Origin of the sequence: Frankia sp. AiPs1 (assembly GCF_023716945.1) — a bacterium.
Classification (GTDB): Bacteria; Actinomycetota; Actinomycetes; order Frankiales; family Frankiaceae; genus Frankia.
The window spans coordinates 1-23,032 of sequence record NZ_JAMQQF010000050.1 but is presented as its reverse complement, the minus strand read 5'-3'; the positions used below and the strand labels follow the sequence as shown (position 1 = coordinate 23,032).

The window sequence follows — 23,032 nt, the reverse complement described above, 5'->3', positions numbered from 1 at the left end:
GCGCGGCCGCGGCCGCGGTCGGTGGCCGTGCTGCGGGGCGTCCAGCCCCTGGCGGCCACGTCCTGGTGCTCACCGAGCCGGGGGGCCGGACTGCGGACGGTGGCAGGCGGGTCCAGCGTGACCGGATGGCCGGGCACGGTGATGCGGCCGGCCTCGGGGTCGTCGAGCTGCGTGACGTATCGGTTGGCCTTCGCCTGCTCGTCGTCGAGGACCGCGCCGAGCGGCAGCACGGGCTGGGCCGGCCGGTCGTTGGACCACAGCTCGGCCAGCCACTCGGCCGCGGGCCGGCGGCGGAACGCCTCGACGTTGGCTCCCCAGTTCGGGAACGCTCTGCCCATGATCCCCGGGTCGTGGCGCCGGTTGGCCTCGGCGACCGCGTCGGCACCCATCTCGTCGAACACCCGCTTCGTCAACGGCAGGTCATCGGGGGACGGCGGCATGACGTGGATCCATTCGCCGTCGGCGCACTCGAACAGTGGGGTCACCGCCCCGTCCTTGGGCATGCCCGCCGCGAGCAGGGCCGACGGCGCCTCGGCCCGGTGCCAGTGCATCATCATCGGCACGAGCGCGCCCTGGACGAGGCTGGTGTGCGCCGGCCCGCCCCGCCCGGTCCGCCCCCGTGCCACCAGCCGGGCCGCGATCCCGGTCGCGCACAGCCACATGGCCCCCCAGCTGCCGAGCGGGAACCGGACGTGGACCGGCCCCGGCCGGTGCCCCTGCTGCTCGTCGAGGAGGCCCAGTCGCGCCAGCGCCAGCAGGTCGTCAACCGGACGGTCCGCGTCGACGTGGTTGGCCGGCCACGCGAGCACCGACGAGACGACCAGCGCGGGGTGGCGGCTGCCGACAGCGGCGTCGTCGAGGCCGAGCCGGGCCGCCGTCGTGGGACCGTACGAGTGGACGAGCACGTCGGCGCCGCGCAGCAGCTCGTCGAGCCGTAATCGCCCCTCGGGGGATTCGACGTCCAGCACCAGCGACTGCTTGGATCGGGCCCAGGTACGGAAGCCGGGCAGGGCCCGGTCGGGGTGGCCGCCGGGTGGCTCGACCAGGACGACGTCCGCGCCCGCCTCGGCCATCAGCATCGTCACCGTCGGCCCGGCGACACCGGTCGACAGGTCGACGACCCGGATTCCGTCGAGCAGTGGTTCGGGCATGCGGGCTCCCCTTTTTCTCGGGCTCTTCTCGGACTCTTCTCGGACGCGGGTGTCACAGCCGGCTGGTCAGACAGTCGAGCGCGTAGTCCCAGGTCTGGTCGCGGCTCGATCTCGAACAGGCCTCTACGACGAGTACCTGAAAAGCAGCCCCCAGTCCACATCTGCCGCGATCTTCGAGCATGTTGATCAGATGGCTGGCGGCGACGTTGGCCCTACTTCGCCGTCGACCTCGCGGCAACCGACGAGCGGCGCGTCGCGGCCTCCGCCCTGTTCCTCGGCTACGCGGCCCGGTCAGTCAGAAGTCCTCGTCGAAGGTGACCGTGCCGGTGACGGCCACCTGGTAGGACGACACCCGCCGCTCGAAGAAGTTCGACAGCTCCTGGACGTCCTGCAACGCCAGGAAGGCGAACGGGTTCGCCGACCCGTACACCGGGTCGAAGCCGAGCTGGACGAGTCGGCGATCGGCGACGTGCTCCAGGTAGACGCGCATGTCCGCGACCGTCATCCCGGGCACGCCGCCGCCGAGCAGGTCGGCGGCGAAGGCCGTCTCCACGTCGACGGCGTCGGCGAGCATGGCCCGGACCTCGCCGGCGAACACGTCGTCGACGAGGTCGGGCTCCTCCGCCCGGACGGTGCGGACCACGTCGAAGGCGAAGTCCATGTGCTGCGACTCGTCGCGGAACACCCAGTTCGTCCCGGACGCCAGGCCGTGCAGCAGGCCCCGGGAACGCAGGAAGTAGACGTAGGCGAACGCGCCGTAGAAGAACAGTCCCTCGATGCACGCGGCGAAGCAGATGAGGTTGAGCAGGAACGCCCGCCGGTCCGCCCGGTCGCGCAACGCGTCCCGACCACCCACAGAGTCGATCCACCGCTGACAGAACTGCGCCTTCGCCCGGATCGACGGGATGTTCTCCACCGCGGCGAACGCTCGCGCCCGCTCCGCCGGATCGGGCAGGTAGGTGTCGAGCAGGGTCAGGTAGAACTGGACGTGCACCGCCTCCTCGAACAACTGGCGGGACAGGTACAGCCGGGCCTCGGGCGCGTTGACGTGCCGGTACAGGTTGAGGACCAGGTTGTTCGCGACGATCGTGTCGCCGGTGGCGAAGAAGGCGACCAGCCGGTTGACCAGGTGGCGTTCGGCGGGGCGCAGCCGGTGCAGGTCGGCGAGGTCGGAGTGCAGGTCGACCTCCTCCACCGTCCAGGTGTTGCGGATCGCGGCCCGGTAGCGGTCGTAGAAGTCCGGGTAGCGCATCGGGCGCAGCGTCAGGTTCATCCCCGGGTCGAGCAGCATCGGCCGGCGCGCCCCGCCCGGCGGGTCCGCGGCGGCACCGGGTTCGACGGTCCCGGGTTCGACGGCGGCGGATTCGACGGCGGCGGTCACTGGCACGCCTCGCAGGTCTCGGGGTTCTCCAGGGAGCAGGCGATCGCGTCCGGAGACAGCCCGCCGCCCGGCGTCGGCAGCGACGCCGAGGTCGTGGCGAGGGTCAAGGTCGGGGCGAGGGTCAAGGTCGGGGCGAGGGTCGAGGCCGGGGCGGGGATCGAGGCCGGGGCGGGGATCGTCTGGGCGGCGACGGTCGCCTGGGCGATGCGGGTCGCGGGTCGCGAGCGCAGGTAGTAGGTCGTCTTCAGGCCGCTGGCCCAGGCGTGGGCGTACATCGACGACAGCCGGCCGATGTTGGGGTCGGCCATGAACAGGTTCAGCGACTGGCTCTGGTCGACGTACGGCATCCGGGCGGCGGCCATGTCGATCAGTGCCCGTTGCGGCAGTTCCCAGGCGGTGCGGAACAGCGCCCGGACGTCGGCCGGCAGCTCGTCGATGCCCTGCACGGACCCCTCGGCCCGGGTGATCCGGTCACGGATCGCGTCCGTCCACAGACCGCGCCGCCGGAGTTCGGCGACCAGGTAGGTGTTGACCTGGAGGAACTCCCCCGAGAGGGTCTCGCGCTTGAACAGGTTGGACACCTGCGGCTCGATGCACTCGTAGCAGCCGGCGATCGACGCGATCGTCGCCGTCGGCGCGATCGCGATCAGCAGGCAGTTCCGCAGCCCGTGTGCGGCGACGCCGGCCCGCAGCGCCGCCCACCGCTGCGGCTGGGCAGGCTGGACGTCGAAGTGGTCGGGGTGCAGGACGCCGCCGGCGGCGCGCGTCTCGGCGAACGCCGGATGCGGGCCGTGCGCGCGGGCGAGCTCGACGGAGCGTTCCAGGGCGGTGAGCGCGATCTCCTCGGTGATCCGGGTGGACAGCTCGCGGGCCGCCGCGGAGTCGAACGGCAGCCGCAGCGCGAAGAACACGTCCTGCAGGCCCATCACCCCGAGCCCGACCGGCCGCCAGCGCGGGTTGCTCGCCGCCGTCTGCGGCGTCGGGTAGTAGTTGATGTCGATCACCCGGTCGAGGAAGGTCACCGCCGTGCGGACCGTGGCCCGCAGCCGGGCCCAGTCGATCGTGCGCTCCCCGCCGCCCGGCTCGTCCGGGGCGCCGGCGGCCGTCAGGTGCCGGGCGAGACTGACCGATCCCAGGTTGCACACGGCCGTCTCGTCGTCGCTGGACACCTCCAGGATCTCGGTGCACAGGTTCGACAGGTGGATGACGTTGCCGGGCCGCCCGACCTGGTTTCCGGTACGGTTCGCGGCGTCCTTGAAGGTCATCCAGCCGTTGCCGGTCTGGGCGAGGGTGCGCATCATCCGGGCGTAGAGGTCCCGGGCCCGGATCTGGCGGACGAAGCGGCCCTGCGCCTCGGCGGCCCGGTAGGCGGCGTCGAACGCCTCCCCCCACAGGTCCGGCAGCTCCGGCACCTCGTCGGGGTCGATCAGCGACCACGTCTCGTCGGCCTGGACGCGACGCATGAACTCGTCCGGGATCCAGTGCGCCAGGTGCAGGTTGTGGGTGCGCCGGGCGTCCTCCCCGGTGCTGTCTCGCAGCTCGAGGAACTCCTCGATGTCGGGATGCCACGGTTCGAGGTAGACGCAGGCCGCGCCCTTGCGCCGCCCGCCCTGGTTGACCGCGGCCACCGAGGCGTCGAGCGTGCGCAGCCACGGCACGATGCCGTTGGAGCGGCCGTTGGTGCCGCGGATCAGCGCCCCGCGGGACCGCACCCGGGAGAAGCCAATGCCGATGCCGCCGGCGAACTTCGACAGCCGCGCGACCTGCCCGTAGCGATCGTAGATCGATTCGAGCTCGTCGCGCGGAGAGTCCAGCAGGTAGCAGCTCGACAGCTGGGTGTGCGCGGTGCCGGCGTTGAACAGCGTCGGCGAACTCGGCAGGTAGGCCAGCGAGGCCATCAGCCGGTACAGCTCCACGGCCTCGCCGACGTCGAGGGCCAGGCCGCAGGCCACCCGCAGCAGCCAGTGCTGCGGCGTCTCGATGATCGCCCGGGTGTGCGGGTGGCGCAGCAGGTAGCGGTCCTGCACCGTACGCAGCCCGAAGTACTCGAAGTCCTGATCGGCGGCCGGATCGACGGCCGCGTCGAGGTCGGCCGCGTGCTCGGCGACGAACCGGGCGGTCGCCTCGCCGATCAGACCCAGGTCGCGCCCGACGGCGATGCCCGCGCTGAACGAGGCGATGCCGTGGCCGGCCACCTCGTCGGCCAGGGTGGCGGCCAGCAGCCGCGCGGCCAGCCGGGAGTACTCCGGCTCCTCGGCGATCAGCTCGGCCGCGGTCTGCACGGACAGTGCGTCGAGCTCCCGGGTGCTCGCCCCGTCGTAGAACCCGCCGATGGTGCGGGTCGCGACCCGCCCCGGGTCGACCCGGGGCAGGCCCGTGGCGCACCGGGTCACCGCGGCCACGATCCGGTTGACGTCCACGGGTTCGAGGGCGCCGTCGCGGTGACGCACCCGCATCATGGCCATGTCAGGTATGGCCATGTCCCGCGGCTGCGGCTGCGGCTGCGGCTGCGGCTGCGGCCCGGTGTCCGGTCGAGCCCGTTGCGCGGCATCCGCTCCAGCCGAATCGGTGACGGTCACGTCGCTGTTCTCCCGAGATCGACGAGCTGGTCCGACGAGACACGTGCGGCGTACAGGGAGAACCGGTCGCACGGCAGGTCAACGCGGCGGCGCCGACGCACGACGGCCGGACCGCTGCTCACGCTGCACGACTGGTGATCCCGGCCTGCCCGCGTGGCCGTCGGACCGCCACGCGCGGCGCGCGCGGCGAGCTGGCAGGTCTTCGGACTCGCGGGCACCCACCGTTACCGGAAGACCTACTGACCGTCGCTTCCCAGGAGCGCCACACTCCCAGTGCTTCGTGACGGCGGTCGTACCCACTCACCGCTGCGGGGCAGTCCCGGACTCACACCGAGTTCCCTCTTACGACGGCCGACCGGGGCTCCGGTCGGCCGAACCAGCTCGCTGCAAACACTACATATGAGAATCACATCCCTGCAAGTAACCCACATCTAGTGTCTCGCGGAGCAGGTACCGCCTCGCCCGGCCCGCCCGGCCCGCCCGGCGGCCGACCGTGCGGTGCTACTGCGCATCACCGAGGTAGCCCCGGGGGGAAGCCCTATGGCCGGCCGGTGCCCGACGCGCGGCCGTAGTCGGCAGCGACCGGCTCTGCCATCTCGACGAACACGCAAGGCTCGTCGCCCAACACCCAGGCGTCGTGGCCGGGCGGGCAGACCACCACGTCGCCGGGGCCGATGTCCGCGCCGGTACCGTCAGCCAGCTCGAGGTGCATCCGGCCGGAGGTCACGTAGCCGAAGTGGTCGAACTCGCACAGATCGGTCCCCGCGATCGGCTTCACCGATTCCGACCACCGCCAGCCGGGCTCGAATACCGCCCGGTCAAGCGTGTGGCCGCCGACGGCGAGGACGTCGATATGACCGTGGGGGAAATCGCGCCGCTCGTCGGACCTGTCGAGATTGCGAACCGTGATCGTCGTCATGGTGGCCTCCATCGTCGTGCTCGGTCGTCTCCGCTCCGGGGCCAGAGCTGAGGGCCGCCCACGAGGACGGTCGACCGCGACCACGCGGCCGCCCTGGCCCCGTTTCTCACGGTAGCGAATTGGCGACTCTTCGCAAGTCGGGCTTGTCTTGAAGCAGTCGTCCCCGCAGCGGTGCCGGCGGAGCGCCGGATGCTTTGCGAGACGCATATGTGGCGTCACGGCGCGCGTTGGTCCGCGTCCCCGCGCCAGCTGCCCGCCCGGGTGGTGCTGTCCATGAGCAGGTCGAGCAGCCGCTCGGCCTGCGCGCGCTGGCGGTGGGACCCGGCGACGAGGGTGACGCCCGCCAGGGCCATGAGGATGTCGGCAGCCGGCACGTCCGCACGGATCACCCCCTGGGCGATCCCGGCGCGGCGGAACTCCTCGATCGCGCTGGTCAGCTGCTCGCGTGTCTGCGAGCTCAGCTCCACGTCGCTGCGCAGGACGGTCCTGAGCGTGTCGGCCATGCCGTGCTTGGTGACCAGGTAGTCCAGCACCTGGGACATCCACGCCCGCAGGGCTCGGTCGGCGGGCAGCTCACGCAGGAGATCCGGTGCCTGGGCGGCGAGCCGGGCCGTCTCGTAGCGATAGGTGGCGTCGACTAGCTCTTCCCGGGTGGGGAAGCGTCGGTACAGAGTGCCGATCCCGACGCCCGCGTCCTTCGCGATCTGCTTCAAGGTCGCGGCGGCACCGTCCCGGGCGAAGGCCCGAGCCGCCGCGGCGAGCAGCCTGTCCTCGTTGGCCCGCGCGTCGGCCCGGATCGGCCGGCCGGACGGAGCGGGCATGCGGTTTCTCCTCTCGCCCTGCCATGCGGAGCCAGCTCCGCTTACGGTGATAACCGGAGTCAGCTCCGGTTATCTGGGACGGTAGCAGCTACCGGTCTCCCCCTCCAACGCGCCGTTTCGTCCACAGAAGGGTCGTCCTAGGTCATGGAGTACCGCACGCTGGGTAGTACGGGAGTCGGGCTGGGTTCCTCGACGTTCTCCCCGTCGACCATGTCCAGGCACAGTGGACCGCCGAACGGAGGCGGCGCGAGCGCTTCGTCTGCGAACAGCCGCCGTATTCCCTCCTGGCCCGGGGCGTCGAGGCCGACGTGCTACCCACCTGCGAGACGTACCAGCTGGGAGTACTCGCCTGGAGCCCGCTGGCCGGAGGCTGGCTGTCCGGCCGCTGGCGCCGCGACGCAACCGATCTGTCCAGCCACCGCACCCGGACAACGCCGTTCCGCACGACGTCCGCCCACTACGCCTTGGACATCCCGGGCAACCAGGTCAAGCTCGACGCCGCCACCAAGCTCGCCGATATCGCCGGCGAAGCCGGACTGACACTGATCCAGCTGGCGCTGGCGTTTGTCACCACGCACCCGGCCGTCACTGCGGCGATCATCGGTCCCCGCACCGCCGAGCACCTGCACGATCAGTTGAGCGCCACGGACATCGTGCTGGAACCCGCCGTACTGGACCGCATCGACGGCATCGTGGCACCCGGAACCGACCTCAATCCCGACGACGCGGGCTAGAGTGCGGCCGTCCTGGCCGACCCGAAACGCCGCCGCCGCGCCACCGCCTGAGGGAAGCCGGACTGGGATCTCCTGCCGTGACACCAGGGCGAGCACACGCTGACGAACGGGGAGATCAAGCGATCCCGTGGCGCCGAGCTGCGGTCCGTCGGCGCCGATCGGTGATGCACTACCTCACGTCCGCGAACCCCGGTTCCTCGATCGGTAGAGGCTTCCGGGGCGCACACAGCAGGGGGCCGCCACACCGATCGGCACCGTCCTTGATGGCAATCATGTTGGCCGCCACGTAAGGGATGTTGTTCGCAGAGTGCCAGTCGGACGGAAAGTAGGTGACCAGTCGCGAACTCTGGAACCGAGCACGGATCTGGGGCACGAAGGCACGATATTGATCGTCAGTGTAGTACCAGAAAGAATTCTCGTTGTAGTAGGAGATATGTGTCGGGTCCTGGTAGGCGCCCCGACCGTCGGAGCTCGGGGTCAGCGTGAGAAGCATGCCACCGGGCGCCAGCAGTCGATACAGTTCGTTGATCAGTGGCACCTTCCCCGGCACGTGCTCCAGAAAGTCCACGGCCCTGATAACGCCGACCGAGTTGTCCGGAAGATCGAGCGGTTCAGGCAGTCTCGCGACGATGTCGACGCCGTCCTCCGGGTACTGGTCCACGCCCAGATAGCCGCGCGGCTTGCGGTGCGCCGCGCCGAGGTCCAGCGCCAGCAGACCTCGACGGGAAGCCCAGGCCAGCGCGTTTTCCTCGATATACCTGTCGTACAGTGCGACGGTCTCCTGCTGGATGTGAGCGTTGATCTCGAGTTTTCGCTGGGTGTTTTCGCCATGCAGCCGCTGAAGGTACAGACAGCGGGAAATTTGATGGAACTCGCCGGCCTGAAAAAAATGACACATCAGGTCCTGGTCGTCGAGCACCGTGCGGCTCGCGTCGTACCCGCCGATCTCCTCATAGGTGTCCTTGCGGAATGCGCGGACGTGGTTGGGCGCGTACCAGATGTACGAGACGTTGTGGGGTGTCGGCGCCAGCGAGACGGCCTGCAGAACCCGGCGGCCGTCGACGTCCGTCTCCTCGTATCGCCAGCCGTACGCCGCGTCGAACCGGCTGTCGTCACGGCCCCCGTCCTGCGTGATCTGAGCGGTGTTGCTGTAGGCGAAGACGGTCCCGGGATGCTCGTCGAAGGCTTTCGCCAGTTCCGCCAGGCAGTCACGCGCCAGCAGATCATCATGGTCGAGCTCGACGAGAATCTCGCCGCGAGCCAGCTCGCAGGCCCGGCGTTTGGCCGCGCCCACCCCGCTGACGCCGTCCGCCATCTCTACTCGAACCCGATCGTCCGGAACCTCCGGGCGCCATCGTGCGCCGCTGTTCAGCAGCACGATCCATTCCCAGTCGGGCCGGGTCTGAGCGTGCAGGGTGTCCAGGCACTCGTCGAGGTAACGGGGGCGGTGACAGGGGGTGAAAACGGAGAACTTGGGCGTTGGTGACGTCATCTTTCGATACCTGTCCGAAGGGAGGTCAGTGAGCGGTGAGGCTGAGGTGTGCCCGGTATCAACCCTCTTCTGGGGCGACGTTCGCCGTAGCCGGACTTGCTGACCGGTATGGGCTTCGTTCCCACCAATCGGTTTCTCCGCAGGCTCCGTCTCGACCTCTGACAGGGCGGCCGGTCGACGGGGCACGGACCGGAAACGATGCGGACAGTACCCCCACCCGGTCGCAGGTGGGGGTACCGCCACGCAGCCCTGCCGTTGACCCGGCAATCTCCGGCCGGAAATCAGGATCTGTGATGGCTCAAGGTCCAGACCGCCGGGCCACACCGCCGGTCCTACGGCGAGGTTCGATTTCGGTAGTATCGCCGGGTGATCCGACTCGTCCGGAAAATGGCTGGAGGTAGTCCCGAGCCCGCTGTCCCACCGCCGGAACTGTGCGACGCCCTGTCCGCGACGGAGGGCGCGTGGCGGCAATGGGATGCGCAGTCCAGCTCGCTGCGGGGGCACTACATCGCGTGGGTGGGCGGCCCGCGGCGCGGCAACGTGCGCCGCCGCCGGGCCCGGCGGACTGCCGAATACGCCGCCCTTGGCACGCTGGAACATTGCCTGCAACCGGCAGCCGGTGGCGCCCGCGAGAACCTCGTCGGCGGATTTGTCGCCGCGCTCTTCACCGGTGCCCTCGAACTGATAGCCGGGACTTTCGGCGGCGGCGTCGAGGAACCCGGCATTGCCCCCGCCGCCATGCTCGTCGCCGCGGTGGTCCTCTTCTGGATACGCCGGCTCCGGCACCGAGCACGCGGTCCCAGCGTCGAGGGCCGTTGACCGATCGCCCGACGGGGCGCGGCGAGATGGGAATAGGTTTCCCTGTCTTGCGCCGGTCCGGGATGTAGGCGATGCAGTGTGCGCTCGGTCACCGCGCCCGGCGCCGGAGGGGCCTGGTCGGTTTCGATGGATTCGCATCATCCTTGAGCCGCATGGCCGCATGGCCGCATGGCCGGATAGCCCGGCGGCCCCACTCAGCCAGCCGAACAGCCGGCCAGGCAACCTGTCGGGCCTGATGGCCTGCGGTGGAGATCGCTCCGGTCGGACCGGGAGAAGGCGGGCACGTCGACGTGGCAGAGCTTTCGAACGCGGTCACCCTTGCCGCGCAGGGCGGCGGCGAGCATGACGGCGCCGCGGCGGACGCGGGCGCACCTCGCTATGAGCCGGAGTGGGTGCAGACCCTGTTCACCCTCCCCGACCTGCTGCGCGTGCTCGACCTGACGCCGACGCTGCCCACGACGGCGGCGCGGTGCGTACCGAGCGGGCATGGCGGTGTCCTCGGCGCCCAGCAGCTCGGCCAGCAGGTCGTCCTCGCCGAGCGGCTGGCCCCGGGCAAGCGGGTGGACACCCTGCACACGCTGTTCATCCGCGGCGGTCGCGCCGACCTGCCGCTGGAGATCGACGTGGAGCGGCTCGCCGGCGGCCGGTCGGTGGAGTCGTTCGCCCTGTCCCTGCACCAGGACGGCGACCAGCTCAGCCGGGCGCAGGTGATGCTCTCGGGGGACGCGCCCGACCTGCACCGGTTCGACTCCCCCGCCACGGACATCGGACGCCCGGCCGACGCCGAGCCCCGCCGACGTGCGCTGCTGCCCTGGGAGGTAGCGGTCATGCCGCGCCGGGCGCCGCGCCAGCTCGACCTCTGGACCCGCATCGCCGACGCCCCGGACGACCCGACCTTCTGGCGGGCCCTGATCGCGCATACCGTCGAAACGCTCGCCATCGGCGACGGGATGCTCAGCGGCGGGATACCGCTGCCACCCCGCGAGCAGCTGCAGGCGGCGGTCCTCACCGAGACCGTCACCTATCTCGACGACCTCGACGTCCGCGACTGGCACCTCTATCGGGTCCACACCCCGCAGGCGGGCCGGGGACGGATCCTCGGCCGCGGCGAGCTCTACGGCGCGGATGGCGGACTGCGGGCGGTCTTCGAGACCGTCAACCTCGTGCGGCCGACTCGAATCCGGCCCCGGCCGGGGCAGCCCGCTCAGGGACAAGCGGGTCAGGGGCAGGCGGGTCAGGGGCAGGCGGGTCAGTAGCGGCGGTTGGTGTTGCCCTGGTCGACGGGGAGGACGACGCCACTGATCCAGCGGGCCTCGTCGCTGGACAGGAACACGACGGCCTGGGAGATGTCCTCGGGTTCGAGCCACGGTCGGCCCATCGGCATCGACGCGGCGAAGCCCTCCCGACAGTCGTCCACCGTCGGGTTCGGCAGGTCCGGGCGGAACAGGTGGAACTGCTGGGTGTTCTCGGTGACCATCGGGGTGTTCACCGTGCCCGGCGCGATGACGTTCACCCGGATCTGGCGGTGGGCCACCTCGTTGGCCAGTGACATCGCCATCCCGATCACGCCGTTTTTCGTGGTGACGTAGTCGGACAGGTTCGGGACGCGGTTGAGCGCCGCGCCCGAGCTGACGACGATGATCGACCCGCCCTTGCGCCCGGCGAGCAGGTGCGGCACGGACACGGCGAGGGTGTGGAAGACGCCGGTGAGGTTGATCCCGATCACGTCGTCCCACTGCTCCGGCGGGATTTCCCACAGCCGGCGCGCGGGCGGGGAGATCCCGGCGCTCGCCACGACGATGTCCAGGCCACCGAGTTCGCGCACGCCGGTGGCGAGCAGGTCCTCGAGTGCCGCCCGGTCGCGCACGTCGCCCACCCGAGCGATGATCCGCCGGCCGGCCTTCTCGACGAGGGCGACGGTCTCGGCGAGCTCGTCGGCGGTGCCCAGCGGGTAGCCCATCGTCGCGACGTCGGCGGCCCGGTCGATGCCGATGATGTCCGCGCCCTCGCGGGCGAGCGCGACGGCGTGGGAGCGGCCCTGCCCGCGGGCGATCCCGGTGATGAAGGCGACCTTGCCGGCGAGGCGTCCCTCGGCGGCGGGGCGTCCCTCGGCGGCGGGCGCCGTCATCGCCGCGCTCCCGTTAAGGCCGTCGCCGCGCGTCCCATCGTCATGATGTCCTCCCGCTTGCGTCGTCACCGGGCCCGTTCACGTCGCACGCGACCCTTCGATAGTCATATCGTTTATCTATTCGCCCGTCATCCGAAGGAGCCCCGGCGGTGGAAGAGCCCAAGTTCGTCCGGGTCGAGATCGCTGACCGTATCGCCACGGTCACGCTCGCCCGCCCCCCGCGCAACGCGCTGAGTGCGCCGATGATGCGCGAGATCGGGCAGGTGTTCACCGAGCTCGGCCGGGGAGATGAAGCCGCCGTCGCGATCCTCGCCTCGGACTTCGAGCGCGTCTTCTGCGCCGGCGCCGACATCACCGAGTCCGAACGCCGCTACACCCGCCGGGAGCTGCTGCCCGAGGAGAGCCTCACCGATCTGATCGATCCCGGCTCCGTCGTGCGCGGCTGCCTCGCCGGCATCCGCGACGGCGGCCTGCCGGTCGTCGCGGCGGTCGGCGGGGCGTGCGTCGGTGCCGGAGCCGCCCTGGTCGGCTGCTGCGACCTGGTGGTCCTGGCCGAGGAGGCGTTCTTCTCGCTGCCGGAGATCGACGTGGGCGTCCTCGGTGGCACCCGGCACGTGCAGCGCCTCGTCGGCCCGATGAAGACCCGCGAGATGGCGCTGACGGGCCGACGCGTGCCCGCGGCCGAGTTCTACCGGCTCGGCGCCGCCGCCGCGCTGGTGCCCCGGGCGGACCTCGCCGCCACGGCACGCGCCCTGGCCGCGGAGGTGGCGGCGAAGAGCCCGCTGGCGCTGCGGCTGTCCAAGGAGTCGATGAACCGGGTCGAGGATCTCCCCCTCGACGAGGGCTACCGGCTGGAGCAGGACTACACCGCGCGGGTCAGCCGCCTCGACGACGCCGCCGAGGCCCGCCGCGCCTACCTGGACAAGCGCGAGCCGCACTGGGCCTGGCGCTGAGAGCTGGCGACACCCGTCCGGCGGTCCCGCAGCAACGCGGCGGCGCCGCCGGACGGTGTTCGGTCAGGCGACGTGCCAGCCGGTGTCGGCGGCAATCTTGGCGGCGTTGACGAGCACGGCGGCGTCCGAGCACAGCCAGACGACGACCTCGGCGATCTCCTCGGGGCGGCTGAGCCGGCGGATCGGTTGGGCCTGTTCCATCGCCCGCAACTGCTCCGGGGTGAGGTACTGGCGGGCCCGCTCGACGATCCCGGTGTCCACGTTGCCGGGCGCCACGGCGTTGACCCGGATGTTGCGGCGGGCGTACTGCAGGGCGGCGGCCGTGGTCAGGCCCACCACCCCGTGCTTGCTGGCCGTGTACCCGATGTCGGCGACGTTGCCCTTGTAGGTGGACTCCGACGCCACGTTGACGATGGCGCCGCCGCCGCGCTCCAGCATCCGCGGGATCTCGTACTTCAGGCACAGGAAGACGCTGGTCAGGTTGGTGCGCAGGATCCGCTCCCAGAGTTCCTCCGGGTAGCTGACGACCGGATCCTGGGACTCGACGATGCCGGCGTTGTTGTGGGCGTAGTCCAGCCCCCCGTACGTCGCGACGGTCTGATCGACCATGTCCCGCACAGCGTCCGGCTGGCCGACGTCGGCGTGGACGAACGTCGCCTGCCCGCCGGCCGCCCGGATCAGCTCGACCGTCTCGGCGCCGGTGGCCTCGTCGATGTCGGCGACGACCACTGCCGCCCCGCACTCGGCGAACCGCCGGGCCGAGGCCCGGCCCATCCCGTAGCCGCCGCCGGTGACCAACGCGACCTTGCCGGACATGTCGATGTGCACCGTGGCCGTCATCCAAGGTCTCCTTCAGCGATGGTCAGGACCGGCCCACGGCGCTGGACGGGTCGAAGTCCAGCTCGGGCAGGGGGGCGCCGATGATCGCGGCCGGGTCGAGGTCGTCGGCGAGCGGGGGGAACGACGCGGGACGCTTCGCCAGGAAGCTGTCGATGCCCTCGCGGAAGTCCGGCCCGACGGCGGCCGCGGCCATCGCCCGGTAGGTGCGGCCGAGGGCCGCGTCGAGCTCGCCGGTGCTGTCGGTGCGCAACTGGTGGCGGATCAGCGCCAGCGACATCGGCGAGCAGTTCGCCGCGATGTCCGCGGCATAGGCGCGCGCGACGGCCAGCAGCTCCGCGGGGTCCACCACCCGGCTGACGACGCCGAGCTCACGGGCCTCGTCGGCGTCGAACACCCGTGACGACAGCAGCAGATCCGCCGCCCGCTCCTGCCCGACGAGGCGGGGCAGCAGCCAGGTGATGCCGAACTCGCCGGCCAGCCCCCGGCGGGCGAAGGCGGTGGTGAAGCGGGCACCGCGGGCCGCGAACCGCACGTCGCACAGCAACGCCTGGACCAGGCCCATGCCGGCGCAGGCCCCGTTGACGGCGGCGATCATGGGTTTGCGTACCGACCAGGCCCGCACCGGCGAGCGGCGCCCGGTGGTGTCCATCGGCTTGCCCGCGATCTGGCCAAGCCGGCCGGTGTCGACCCCCGGGCAGAACGTGGTGCCCGCGCCGGTGACGATCAGCACGCGGATCGCGGGGTCGCGGTCGGCCTGCGCGAGGACGTCGAAGTACCGGTTCTCCATCTCGGGGTTCCAGCCGTTGCGCCGCTCCGGCCGGTTCAGCGTCACCACCCCGACGCCGTCGTCGCCCACGTCGAGCAGCACCGGCCCCTCGGCCACCACCGACCGGTCCGCCGCCGCCTCGCCCACCGCCACCGCCTCGCCCACCGCAGTCTCGCCCGCGGTCGTCTCGCCCGCAGGCGTCGTCGATTCCGTCGTCACCGCCGCCTCCCACCTGTCGCTCTCGCGCGAGGGCCAGCATTTCCCCTCGACGGGCACGGTGTCGAGCGATGCGCAGAATTCACTAGATGCTTTAGCGACCGAGCCGTTGTCGGCCTGCTCCGGGCCGCCTCCGCGCGCCCCACGACGCCCGGTCGGCGACGATCTCTTGACGGCCGGCGGCCCCGTGCGCCGCCTACGATTGCGTGATGACCAGCGATCCGTCGGCGGGGCACCCGACCGGGCCGCCCGCGCTGGTGGGCGAGACGCACGCCTGCGCCGACTGCGCTTTCTCCTACCCGACGCGCAGCGTGGAGAAGGTCCTGACGGAGCTCGCGTCGTTGCCTGCGCGGGTGGCGCAGGCGGTCACCGCCGCCGGCCCCGACCTGCTGCGGGAACGGCCCACATCCGGGGCGTGGTCCGTGCTGGAGTACGCCTGCCACCTGCGGGACGTCCTGGCGACCTCGACCATCCGGCTGTACCGGGCCCGCACCGAGGTCCGGCCCGTCGTCGAGCCGATGCTCAACGACCTGCGCGCCCGCCGGTTCCGCTACAACGAACTCGACCCGGCCGCGGTCCTGGCCGAGCTCGCCGCCAACGCGCAGGGGCTGCTCGACGAGGCCGACCGGGTCGGGTCACAGGACTGGGAACGGACCGTGGCGCGCCTACCCGGCGAGGAACGCACCGCCCGCTGGCTGCTGCGCAACGCGCTGCACGAGGGGATCCATCACCTGGCCGACATCCGACGGACCTCCGCCACGCTCGCCGCCACCGCCGAACCGCACGCCGGCTGAGGGCCGGGGACGGCGGGGGTCAGGGACGGCGGGGGTCAGGGACGGCGTAGCGCGTCGATGGCGACGTCCAGCGCGGCTTCCAGATGGGTGGTGCTGCCGGTGGACAGCAGCATGAGCACGCCGCCCTGGATGCCGGCGATCAGCGCCGCGGCCTGCCGCTCGCCGTCCAGCAGCGGGGAGATCTCGCCGGCCCGCTGCATCGCCCGGATGCCGGTGGCGATCTCCGCCTGCCACCGGTTCATCAGCTCCGTGACGACCGCCTGCGCGCCGGGGGTGCTCCGCCCGAGCTGCGACACCAGGACGCTCAGCGGGCAGTGCCGCCCCTGCTCGCGGTAGCGGGCGACGACCTTGTCCCGCCACGCGAGCCACGCCGGCCAGGAGGTGAGGTCGCCGAGCTGAGGCTGCTGGTCGGCGAGGACGCGGTCGGCCTCGAAGCGGGCCACGGCCAGCAGCAGCTCCTCCTTGCCGGTCGGGAAGTAGTGGAACAGCTGGCTCTTGCTGGTGCCGGTGCGGGCGCGGACGTCGTCCAGCGTGGTCGCCATGACCCCGCGCTCTCGGATCTCGGCCGCCGCGCCCTCGATGATCCGTTGCCGGGTCGCGCTGCCCTTCAACGTCAGCCCGTTCGGCACGTCCGCCCCCTCCCGCCGCCCATTTCTGGACTTGCGGGTCCAGTTTATCCCGGGCAGATTGGGCCGCGCACCAGCGGACGCCCCACGACCTCGATCGGTCGAGCAGACCATCGCCGGAAGGAACCCCGAATGTCGACCACCTCACTGGCCGGACGCAGCGCCCTCGTCACCGGTTCGACCGACGGCATCGGCGCGGCGATCGCGGCCGAGCTCGCCGCGGCCGGCGCCCACGTGGTGATCAGCGGTCGTGACGCCGGGCGCGGCGCCGAAGTCACCCGGGCGATCGGTGCGGCCGGCGGACGGGCCACGTTCATCCCCGCCGACCTCGCCGCCGGTGCGCCCGCCGTGCAGGCGCTCGCCGACGCCGCCCGCGCCGCCGTCGGTGGCGTGCCGGACATCCTCGTCAACAATGCGGCGAAGATCATCTCGCCGAAGCCCACGGCGGAGGTGAGCGAGGCGTTCATCACCGCCGCGCTCGCCATCAACGTCACGGCGACGTTCCTGCTCACCGGCGTCGTCGCCCCCGCCATGGCGGCCCGCGGCAGCGGAGCCATCATCAACATCGGCTCCATCAACGGCCTGGTCGGGATGGACGGTTCGGCCCTCTACAGCGCGACGAAGGCGGCCGTGCACTCGCTGACGAAGTCGTGGGCCGCCGAGTACGGCCCGGCGGGCGTGCGGGTGAACACCGTCGCGCCTGGCCCCACCCTGACCCGCCGCATCGAGCAGTTCGCCGACCGAATCGCGCCCCTGGTTGCGCGCGCCCCCTCGCAGCGACCCAGCAGGCCAGCGGAGATCGGCCGTGCGGTGGTGTTCCTCGCCGGCGACGACGCCGCCAACATCCACGGGGCGACGCTGAACGTCGACGGCGGCTGGTCAGCCGTCTGACGGAGAAAGGGAGAAAATACGTCGGGCTTGCTGGTGGGCTTTCTCAGGCGGAGCGGACCGATCCCGCGCCGGCGTGCTCGCGCGACGAGCCCCCGCGCCGCTGCGACGGAAGGGCGACGGGAGTCCGAGCGTCCTCGTCGCGGGTGAGGATCGCCACCATCTCCTGACGGGTGGACGGCGAGAGCTCGGGGTCGGAGAGCAGCATCGCCAGTTCACGACGCTGGGCTCGCACAGCGCGGTGCGAGGTGAGCGACGTCCGCAGGGAGGAAACAACGGCATTCTGGGTACGCATAAGGAACTCCTTGAAGTTATTACCCCGGGAGGGTGGGCCACTGTCACCCTCCGGCTCCCATTGTGCGCCCAGGCCGCGACTTTCGACAGCGCCGTCGACGTGATCTGGATTGCAGTCGACACTTGTGCCAGCCGATATGACCCGGCCCACAGTAATGGCGCTCACAATCGCCGCGATCCGTAACGCCGGTCACACCCATTGAGGCAGGGACAATGTACCCGCGTCGCGCGGGTCACAATTCGCGCTTCGGCCGGGTCGGTCGGCGGCACACCGGCTGGCCTTTCGGCTGGTAGCCCAGGTCACATTCCCCCACACCGGAGCAACCATTCGACCGGGAATCGCGTCGGGCCTTCTTGACCGCAAGCAGCCAGCCGGGCGCCCGGTGATCACCGACACCGGGGAGCGGCGCCGCGGCAGCAGAATCGGCGCTGCGGCAGCAGAATCGGCGCCGCGGCACCAGGCCGCCGGCGCCACCTCGGTCCAGCGGCCCCGGGGGCCCGGGGACCTCACCACGCCCGGAAGGCCCGCCAGCGGCCGAGTAGAACAATGACGGACATATGCCGGTCATGTCGGGCAGTGCGCCCCGCAGACGCCCCACCGGCCCGTCCTCGCGCCTACTGCCGCGGCGGCGAAAGCCGATCGCACCATGGATGTCCGGGATGAGCGAGGGCGAGGGCGTCGATGAGCCATCGGCGTTGCGCCGCGGTGAGCAGCGGCAGCGCCGCAACCAGGTCGAGCTCGTCCTTCGGCCGCGGCGACGCCGCCTTGTAGAACAACTGCACCTCGAGGGCGAGATGGGGAATGCCGGCCGGGCTGACGTTTCCCAGCGCCGCTATCGGGCGGCGAACACGACGGTCACGCCGACATTCCCAGTAACCATCCCGGTCCTCTTCCAGCATCACCTGGATCTGCCACGGCCGGTCCGCCCCGGGGCGGCACCAGACGTCGTGCACGCCGAACGGCAGCAGCTCACCCGGTCGCCAAGGGCGCAGCGAGCCGGGTGGATCGGCGGCCCACCATTCCCACCCGGCCAGGACCCGTTGCACGACGAGCTGGTCACGCCGCAGGACGGCCACGTCGATATCTCCGTGGTCACGTAGACGCCGGCCGACCGCGCATTCGATCGCGTAGCCGCCCGCGATCCACCACGGCTCGGCCAGCACCGCGAACAGTGCCGTCACCGCCGCCGGATCCGCCGGCTCCCACCGCCCCCAAGGGCCTTCGGTGCGCATCCGACGATCCTCCACTGCGGGCCCGCCCGCCGCCGCGAGCCCGCGGCGACGGCAGCGGCCGGTCCGACTCCCCCGGACCCACCCGGCACCGCGGGCGATCCGGACGTCAGACGCAAACGCGGACGATCGCCAGGAGGTCAACCGGTGACGCGCCCGCGGCGATCAGCCCACGCATCCCTAGACTCTCGTGCTAACGTCCCTCTGCATGGGGCCTCGTCAACCCATGATGGGGTGACGAAGGCGGGGGTGGCACTGCGGCGATCTCCGCACACAGTGTTACTCCGGAAGATCGTCGGTACCGCGGAGATCGTCGTCAACCACGGAGATCGTCGTCACCCGAGGAGGTCGTCCGATGCGCGCGGCCGGCACGATGACCGAGTTCGACCGGGGGGCGGGCAGTCTCTGTCTCGACTTCGTCGCGACCATGCGCGACTGGACCGGTTACCGCGTCGACCTGCTCGCCACCCCGGCGGAGCTGACCGGCTGGTTCGAGGAACAGGGTCTGCCGGCCGCCGCCGGCGGCCTCACCGAGCCGGACCTGCTCGCCGCACGTGACCTACGGGGGGCGGTGAACGAGACCACCCGCGGACTGATCGCCAGCCGGCCACCCACCGCCGAGGACATCCGGCTGATCAACACGGCGGGTCGACGGCCGACACCCGTCTTCCTGCTCGGCCCCGGGGGCCGGACCCGGGCCCCGGTCCCGGAACCCGACGCGGGCGCCGCGCTTTCCGTCATCGCCCGCGACGCGATCAACCTGCTCGCCGGACCGGATCTCGGTCGCATCCGGGCCTGCGACAGCGACGGCTGCGCGACGCTGTTCCTCGACCGTTCCCCCTCCGGGCAGCGGCGCTGGTGTTCGATGCGCCGCTGCGGAGGCAGAGCCGCCGCGGCGAACTACCGACGCCGCCGCGCCGCCCGCACCCAGCCCTGACCGCCGGCACCAAAGCGTCGGCCCCGAACCGTCGACACCGAACCGAATCCTCTCGGAGGTTCTCATGTCCACGCCGCCCGCGGACGGCTTCCATCAGCGGTTGCATCAGGTCACGCCCGCCGGCCTGTCCACCCGGACCTCGCAGACCGCCGGGATGAGCCGGGTCGAGGCGTTGTCAGGCAAGACCGTCGGATCCGTCGACCTGTGGATGGGGCAGACCCACGTCGCCGCGGCGACCGCCTCGGCGAACCACCATCACGGTCGCTCGGAGACGGGCATCTACGTCGTCTCCGGCCACCCCAGCTTCGTCTTCCTGGAGCATGAGGAGGAGATCCGGCTCGACACGAAGCCGGGCGACTACATCTACGTGCCGCCGTGGGTGCCGCACCGGGAGGAGAACCCGGACCCCGCCGAGGAGGCCGTCGTCGTCATCGCCCGAACCACCCAGGAGGCGATCGTCGTGAACCTCCCGGACCTGCGCTGGGTCGGGCCCGTCGCCACCGGCAACCTCGGCCCCGCCCGCCGGAAGTGGCACACGTACTGACCTCGCTGGTCGACCTGACGCCGCTGGTCAATCTGACCCCGCTGAGCGAGCTGACCCCACTGAGCGACCTGACCCCACTGAGCGAGCTGGGCGTGGTTCAGCGGGGGGTGCCCGTCGCTCGCGAAGGACCGGCGGCGGGCGCGGCGCCGGGGAACGGCGGCTCGGCCGCGGGCTTGTCCCGGCCGCGGCGATTCGCCGCGATCTGCCCGAGCAGGCGCGTGCGCGCCTCGTCGGCGGACAGGCCGAACAGGTCGAACGACACCACGCCGCCGAGCAGGCCGGGACGGGGGCAGTCCTCCACCCGGACCGGGACCAGCCGACGGGCGAAGCCGGTGGGGTCCGCCTGGTACGCCCCCTCCCACTCGGCCTGCCCGTAGACCGAGCGCAGGTAGGCGTCGGAGAGCACCGCCAGGGTGCGGGCGCAGACGCGGATGCCCTCGTCCATCCGGCTCATCCAGTGGCTGCCGGGAACGAAGTCCCAGGCCTGCACCAGCACCGTGTACCCCGCGCCCTCCAGGTGCCAGGCGATCCACTCCGCCCAGTTCCGGTCGACGGCGGTGTAGGAGATGAAGAAGTCCCATCGCGCCGCGGATTCGGTCGACTCCGCATCCATCTCGGACGGCCGTTCGCCGCCGCGTCCAGGCGCATTCATCGGACAATCCTGCCACGATTCGTCACCAGACCCCAGCCACGATTCGTCACCGGACCCAGCCGCGCCGGTCGCCGGCGGCTCCGCGGCTGCGGCGAGTCGACGGCTCCGCGGCTCCGACCGCCCGAGTGATATGACGCATCGACAACGATTGGGTGTCGGTTGAGCTAAAAGCCTGCGCTGGGACGATCCCCGTCGATGTGCTGTGACCACGACGGCCTGCCCGGGCCGTCCGGACGGGGGCGGGGGACATGGCGGGGGACATGACGGTGAAACGGTTGCGGGGCGCGGCACGCACCACGATGGCCGGCGGGTGGCGGCGGATCTGTCTGCTCGTGACGGGACTGCTCGCACTCGTGGTCACGCAGCCGGGCGTGGCGCGGGCCGCGGACACCATCGGGTTCACCGGCAACGCCGGCCGGGGCAACGGTGCCGCCGTGCCGTTCGAGGGGTTCACCGACCGGCGCGGCGGCGGCGTCCCGATCGGCGGCGCGGTCGGCGTCGACCTGGTGCTCGGCTCGACGGCCCGGCCCTACCTGCCCTGCCAGCACTACGACCCGCGGACCCGGACCGGAGACACGTTCGTCAACGCCTGCCAGGAACGGGGCAGCTACGCCACCTACACCCGGTTCCCGGCCGGCGGCGGGCTGATCTTCCCGACCGGCTACTTCATGGGCAACGTCCAGCCCGATCTGGTTCGTGGAGGCCGCCTGGCCACCGGCTGGGGTGCACGCACGGCGGGGTTGTCGTTCGAGTTCTACCCGGACCTGCGCCACGACGGCGACTACGTCCACTCCCGGTTCTACATTGATCGCTTCACCCAGCGGGCCAACGGCTGGGCCTACTCCGCGGCCGTCGGACGGATCGCGCTGACCACGCTCGCCGACCCGGGCACCGCCCGCCTCGGCGGTCGGATGACCGTCGGCGGTCGGGCGCCCGCCCCCGGCCGGGCGAAGGTCGTCATCTTCGGCGGGGCGGCCCGCTCCTCGACGGGCTATCCGATCTCCTCGTTCGCCGTGCACACCGGCAGTGGGGCGCCCACCTGGCTCGCCAGCCCGCTCTACGCGGGAGACCAGCGGATCACCGTCACCGACACCGTGACCCACCGCAGTTGTGTCCTGGACCGTTACGGTGTCCGCGGACCGAACAACGTCGTCGACTTCGACCTGGCCGCCCCGGGCTTCGGCCATCCGGACAGCGTCTGCACATCCTGACCGCCGGCCTGCCCATGGCCGGGACGGGTCACCAGGTGACGCCGGCACGGGTCACCAGGTGACCGGCAGCGACCGCAGGCCGTAGACCACGGAGTGCTGGCGGAACTCGACCTGCTCGTACGGCACGGCGAGGGCGAGTCCCGGAAACCGGCGCAGCAGCGCCGGCAGGCCGACGCGCAACTCCAACCGGGCCAGCGGCGCCCCGAGGCAGTGGTGCAACCCGAACCCGAACGCGACGTGGCCGACGGCGCCGCGGGTGATGTCGAGGCGGTCGGGATCGTCGAGGAACGCCGGATCCCGGTTGGCGGCCGGCAACGACAGTAGGACGTGATCGCCCTTGGCGATCGTGCGCCCCGCGATTGTCACGTCGGCCCGCGCCGTGCGCGGCGCGCCGGCGTGCACGATCGACAGCCAGCGCAGCAGCTCCTCCACGGCCGGGCCGACGCGGGCCGGGTCGTCGCGCACCGCGGCGAGCTGGTCGGGATGGCGCAGCAGGGCCAGCGTGCCGAGCGCGAGCATGTTCGCCGTGGTCTCGTGCCCGGCGATGAGCAGCAGGTTGGCGATGCCGACGAGTTCGGCGGTGCTCAGCTCGTCGCCGTGTTCGCGCACCAGCATGCCGAGCAGGTCGTCGCCGGGCGCGTGGCGAGCCCGCGCGACGAGGTGGGCCATGTACTCCCGGTTCTCGCCGATCAGCGCGAGCCGCTGCGCGGCGGGCAGCGATGCGTCGAGCTGGCGGCGCGTGCGACCCTGGAACTGGGCCCGGTCGGCGTACGGCACGCCGAGCAGCTCGCAGATCACCAGGGACGGCACCGGCAGGGCAAAACTGGACACCAGGTCCGCCGGGCGCCCGGCCCGTTCGGTCTCGTCGAGGGCGGCCTCGACGATGTCGGCGACGCGGGGTTCCAACCGGCGCATCCGGTGGCCGGTGAACTCCGGCGTCAGCATCCGGCGCAGCCGCGTGTGGTCGGGCGGATCATAGGCGAGCAGGTGGCCGGCGCGCAGGTCCGCCAGCCGCTCCCCGTGCGGCCCGCGCCCGGCGAGCGGGCCGGCCTCCCCC

22 protein-coding genes, 1 pseudogene and 1 riboswitch are annotated in these 23,032 nt (G+C 71.6%); of the genes and pseudogenes, 9 read left to right on the top strand and 14 right to left on the bottom strand.

Annotation, left to right across the window (positions count from 1 at the left end; translation table 11 throughout):
- The 5 genes from ND748_RS08195 to ND748_RS08175 form a co-directional block, all read right to left on the bottom strand.
- On the bottom strand, positions 1 to 1,151 hold a 1,151-nt coding region (locus ND748_RS08195; protein WP_251745061.1), incomplete at its 3' end, for a CoA transferase.
- A 295-nt stretch (positions 1,152 to 1,446) separates the two neighbouring features.
- Complete coding sequence (locus ND748_RS08190; protein ID WP_374215875.1) at positions 1,447 to 2,442, bottom strand: ribonucleotide-diphosphate reductase subunit beta; 996 nt, start codon at positions 2,440 to 2,442, stop codon at positions 1,447 to 1,449.
- An 86-nt stretch (positions 2,443 to 2,528) separates the two neighbouring features.
- Positions 2,529 to 5,012 (bottom strand): ribonucleoside-diphosphate reductase subunit alpha, encoded by a 2,484-nt coding sequence (locus ND748_RS08185; RefSeq protein WP_374215874.1) that lies wholly within the window; start codon positions 5,010 to 5,012, stop codon positions 2,529 to 2,531.
- 274 nt (positions 5,013 to 5,286) lie between these two features.
- Positions 5,287 to 5,507: riboswitch (cobalamin riboswitch) on the bottom strand.
- Positions 5,508 to 5,649: 142 nt separating this feature from the next.
- Entirely contained in the window at positions 5,650 to 6,030 is a 381-nt protein-coding gene (locus tag ND748_RS08180; protein ID WP_251745058.1) for a cupin domain-containing protein, read from the bottom strand.
- A 215-nt stretch (positions 6,031 to 6,245) separates the two neighbouring features.
- Complete coding sequence (locus ND748_RS08175) at positions 6,246 to 6,851, bottom strand: TetR/AcrR family transcriptional regulator (RefSeq protein ID WP_251745057.1); 606 nt, start codon at positions 6,849 to 6,851, stop codon at positions 6,246 to 6,248.
- A 212-nt stretch (positions 6,852 to 7,063) separates the two neighbouring features.
- Here ND748_RS08175 and ND748_RS08170 point away from each other — a divergent pair.
- A pseudogene (locus ND748_RS08170) lies at positions 7,064 to 7,585 on the top strand (aldo/keto reductase); the annotation flags it as partial.
- Positions 7,586 to 7,754: 169 nt separating this feature from the next.
- On the opposite strand, the gene ND748_RS08165 reads toward ND748_RS08170, so the two are convergent.
- Complete coding sequence (locus ND748_RS08165) at positions 7,755 to 9,077, bottom strand: glycosyltransferase (protein WP_251745056.1); 1,323 nt, start codon at positions 9,075 to 9,077, stop codon at positions 7,755 to 7,757.
- A gap of 387 nt (positions 9,078 to 9,464) precedes the next feature.
- Here ND748_RS08165 and ND748_RS08160 point away from each other — a divergent pair, with 387 nt between their 5' ends.
- Together ND748_RS08160 and ND748_RS08155 are read left to right on the top strand one after the other, a co-directional pair.
- Positions 9,465 to 9,896 carry a YdeI/OmpD-associated family protein gene (locus ND748_RS08160; protein WP_251745055.1) on the top strand — a complete coding sequence of 144 codons (432 nt, stop codon included), beginning with the start codon at positions 9,465 to 9,467 and terminating at the stop codon, positions 9,894 to 9,896.
- Positions 9,897 to 10,186: 290 nt separating this feature from the next.
- Positions 10,187 to 11,152: an acyl-CoA thioesterase domain-containing protein gene (locus ND748_RS08155; protein ID WP_251745054.1), complete on the top strand. Its 966-nt coding sequence runs from the start codon at positions 10,187 to 10,189 to the stop codon at positions 11,150 to 11,152.
- On the opposite strand, the gene ND748_RS08150 is transcribed toward ND748_RS08155, so the two are convergent.
- The gene (locus ND748_RS08150) at positions 11,146 to 12,024 is read right to left on the bottom strand and encodes a mycofactocin-coupled SDR family oxidoreductase (RefSeq protein WP_251745053.1); all 879 of its coding nucleotides are present in this window, start codon (positions 12,022 to 12,024) and stop codon (positions 11,146 to 11,148) included. The two genes, ND748_RS08155 and ND748_RS08150, sit on opposite strands and share 7 nt — an antisense overlap.
- A gap of 149 nt (positions 12,025 to 12,173) precedes the next feature.
- Here ND748_RS08150 and ND748_RS08145 point away from each other — a divergent pair, with 149 nt between their 5' ends.
- Positions 12,174 to 12,977 carry an enoyl-CoA hydratase-related protein gene (locus tag ND748_RS08145; RefSeq protein ID WP_251745052.1) on the top strand — a complete coding sequence of 268 codons (804 nt, stop codon included), beginning with the start codon at positions 12,174 to 12,176 and terminating at the stop codon, positions 12,975 to 12,977.
- A gap of 63 nt (positions 12,978 to 13,040) precedes the next feature.
- Here ND748_RS08145 and ND748_RS08140 read toward each other — a convergent pair whose 3' ends face one another.
- On the bottom strand, positions 13,041 to 13,817 hold the full coding sequence (locus tag ND748_RS08140) for an SDR family NAD(P)-dependent oxidoreductase (RefSeq protein WP_251745051.1): 777 nt from the start codon (positions 13,815 to 13,817) through the stop codon (positions 13,041 to 13,043).
- Positions 13,818 to 13,839: 22 nt separating this feature from the next.
- Complete coding sequence (locus ND748_RS08135) at positions 13,840 to 14,802, bottom strand: enoyl-CoA hydratase-related protein (protein ID WP_251745050.1); 963 nt, start codon at positions 14,800 to 14,802, stop codon at positions 13,840 to 13,842.
- 206 nt (positions 14,803 to 15,008) lie between these two features.
- On the opposite strand from ND748_RS08135, the gene ND748_RS08130 reads away from it, so the two are divergent.
- On the top strand, positions 15,009 to 15,593 hold the full coding sequence (locus ND748_RS08130) for a DinB family protein (RefSeq protein ID WP_251745049.1): 585 nt from the start codon (positions 15,009 to 15,011) through the stop codon (positions 15,591 to 15,593).
- Positions 15,594 to 15,628: 35 nt separating this feature from the next.
- On the opposite strand, the gene ND748_RS08125 is transcribed toward ND748_RS08130, so the two are convergent.
- A complete protein-coding gene (locus ND748_RS08125) occupies positions 15,629 to 16,222 on the bottom strand; it encodes a TetR/AcrR family transcriptional regulator (protein WP_251745048.1) in 594 nt (197 codons plus the stop codon).
- Between the two features lie 129 nt (positions 16,223 to 16,351).
- On the opposite strand from ND748_RS08125, the gene ND748_RS08120 reads away from it, so the two are divergent.
- On the top strand, positions 16,352 to 17,110 hold the full coding sequence (locus tag ND748_RS08120; RefSeq protein ID WP_251745047.1) for an SDR family NAD(P)-dependent oxidoreductase: 759 nt from the start codon (positions 16,352 to 16,354) through the stop codon (positions 17,108 to 17,110).
- A gap of 43 nt (positions 17,111 to 17,153) precedes the next feature.
- On the opposite strand, the gene ND748_RS08115 is transcribed toward ND748_RS08120, so the two are convergent.
- Positions 17,154 to 17,402: a hypothetical protein gene (locus ND748_RS08115; RefSeq protein WP_251745046.1), complete on the bottom strand. Its 249-nt coding sequence runs from the start codon at positions 17,400 to 17,402 to the stop codon at positions 17,154 to 17,156.
- A 614-nt stretch (positions 17,403 to 18,016) separates the two neighbouring features.
- A complete protein-coding gene (locus tag ND748_RS08110) occupies positions 18,017 to 18,634 on the bottom strand; it encodes a nucleotidyltransferase domain-containing protein (protein ID WP_251745045.1) in 618 nt (205 codons plus the stop codon).
- 352 nt (positions 18,635 to 18,986) lie between these two features.
- Between ND748_RS08110 and ND748_RS08105 the strand changes: the two genes are divergently transcribed.
- Together ND748_RS08105 and ND748_RS08100 are read left to right on the top strand one after the other, a co-directional pair.
- Positions 18,987 to 19,568 (top strand): ABATE domain-containing protein, encoded by a 582-nt coding sequence (locus tag ND748_RS08105; protein ID WP_251745044.1) that lies wholly within the window; start codon positions 18,987 to 18,989, stop codon positions 19,566 to 19,568.
- A 64-nt stretch (positions 19,569 to 19,632) separates the two neighbouring features.
- Complete coding sequence (locus tag ND748_RS08100) at positions 19,633 to 20,112, top strand: cupin domain-containing protein (protein WP_251745043.1); 480 nt, start codon at positions 19,633 to 19,635, stop codon at positions 20,110 to 20,112.
- Between the two features lie 97 nt (positions 20,113 to 20,209).
- Here ND748_RS08100 and ND748_RS08095 read toward each other — a convergent pair whose 3' ends face one another.
- Positions 20,210 to 20,764: a toll/interleukin-1 receptor domain-containing protein gene (locus ND748_RS08095; RefSeq protein WP_251745042.1), complete on the bottom strand. Its 555-nt coding sequence runs from the start codon at positions 20,762 to 20,764 to the stop codon at positions 20,210 to 20,212.
- Positions 20,765 to 21,024: 260 nt separating this feature from the next.
- Between ND748_RS08095 and ND748_RS08090 the strand changes: the two genes are divergently transcribed.
- A complete protein-coding gene (locus tag ND748_RS08090) occupies positions 21,025 to 21,975 on the top strand; it encodes a hypothetical protein (RefSeq protein WP_251745041.1) in 951 nt (316 codons plus the stop codon).
- Between the two features lie 51 nt (positions 21,976 to 22,026).
- On the opposite strand, the gene ND748_RS08085 is transcribed toward ND748_RS08090, so the two are convergent.
- Positions 22,027 to 23,032, bottom strand: a 1,006-nt coding sequence (locus ND748_RS08085; RefSeq protein ID WP_251745040.1) for a cytochrome P450, incomplete at its 5' end; no start/stop codon positions are given.

Bases quoted from the DNA above. Each gene is read 5' to 3' on its own strand.
- ND748_RS08160 (WP_251745055.1), top strand. From the start codon at position 9,465: ATGGCTGGAGGTAGTCCCGAGCCCGCTGTCCCACCGCCGGAACTGTGC.
- ND748_RS08130 (WP_251745049.1), top strand. From the start codon at position 15,009: ATGACCAGCGATCCGTCGGCGGGGCACCCGACCGGGCCGCCCGCGCTG.
- ND748_RS08165 (WP_251745056.1), bottom strand. From the start codon at position 9,077: ATGACGTCACCAACGCCCAAGTTCTCCGTTTTCACCCCCTGTCACCGC.
- ND748_RS08180 (WP_251745058.1), bottom strand. From the start codon at position 6,030: ATGACGACGATCACGGTTCGCAATCTCGACAGGTCCGACGAGCGGCGC.
- ND748_RS08105 (WP_251745044.1), top strand. From the start codon at position 18,987: ATGCGCGCGGCCGGCACGATGACCGAGTTCGACCGGGGGGCGGGCAGT.
- ND748_RS08185 (WP_374215874.1), bottom strand. From the start codon at position 5,012: ATGGCCATACCTGACATGGCCATGATGCGGGTGCGTCACCGCGACGGC.
- ND748_RS08110 (WP_251745045.1), bottom strand. From the start codon at position 18,634: ATGCGCACCGAAGGCCCTTGGGGGCGGTGGGAGCCGGCGGATCCGGCG.
- ND748_RS08090 (WP_251745041.1), top strand. From the start codon at position 21,025: ATGACGGTGAAACGGTTGCGGGGCGCGGCACGCACCACGATGGCCGGC.
- ND748_RS08095 (WP_251745042.1), bottom strand. From the start codon at position 20,764: ATGAATGCGCCTGGACGCGGCGGCGAACGGCCGTCCGAGATGGATGCG.
- ND748_RS08175 (WP_251745057.1), bottom strand. From the start codon at position 6,851: ATGCCCGCTCCGTCCGGCCGGCCGATCCGGGCCGACGCGCGGGCCAAC.
- ND748_RS08190 (WP_374215875.1), bottom strand. From the start codon at position 2,442: ATGCTGCTCGACCCGGGGATGAACCTGACGCTGCGCCCGATGCGCTAC.
- ND748_RS08150 (WP_251745053.1), bottom strand. From the start codon at position 12,024: ATGACGGCGCCCGCCGCCGAGGGACGCCCCGCCGCCGAGGGACGCCTC.
- ND748_RS08140 (WP_251745051.1), bottom strand. From the start codon at position 13,817: ATGACGGCCACGGTGCACATCGACATGTCCGGCAAGGTCGCGTTGGTC.
- ND748_RS08115 (WP_251745046.1), bottom strand. From the start codon at position 17,402: ATGCGTACCCAGAATGCCGTTGTTTCCTCCCTGCGGACGTCGCTCACC.
- ND748_RS08100 (WP_251745043.1), top strand. From the start codon at position 19,633: ATGTCCACGCCGCCCGCGGACGGCTTCCATCAGCGGTTGCATCAGGTC.
- ND748_RS08120 (WP_251745047.1), top strand. From the start codon at position 16,352: ATGTCGACCACCTCACTGGCCGGACGCAGCGCCCTCGTCACCGGTTCG.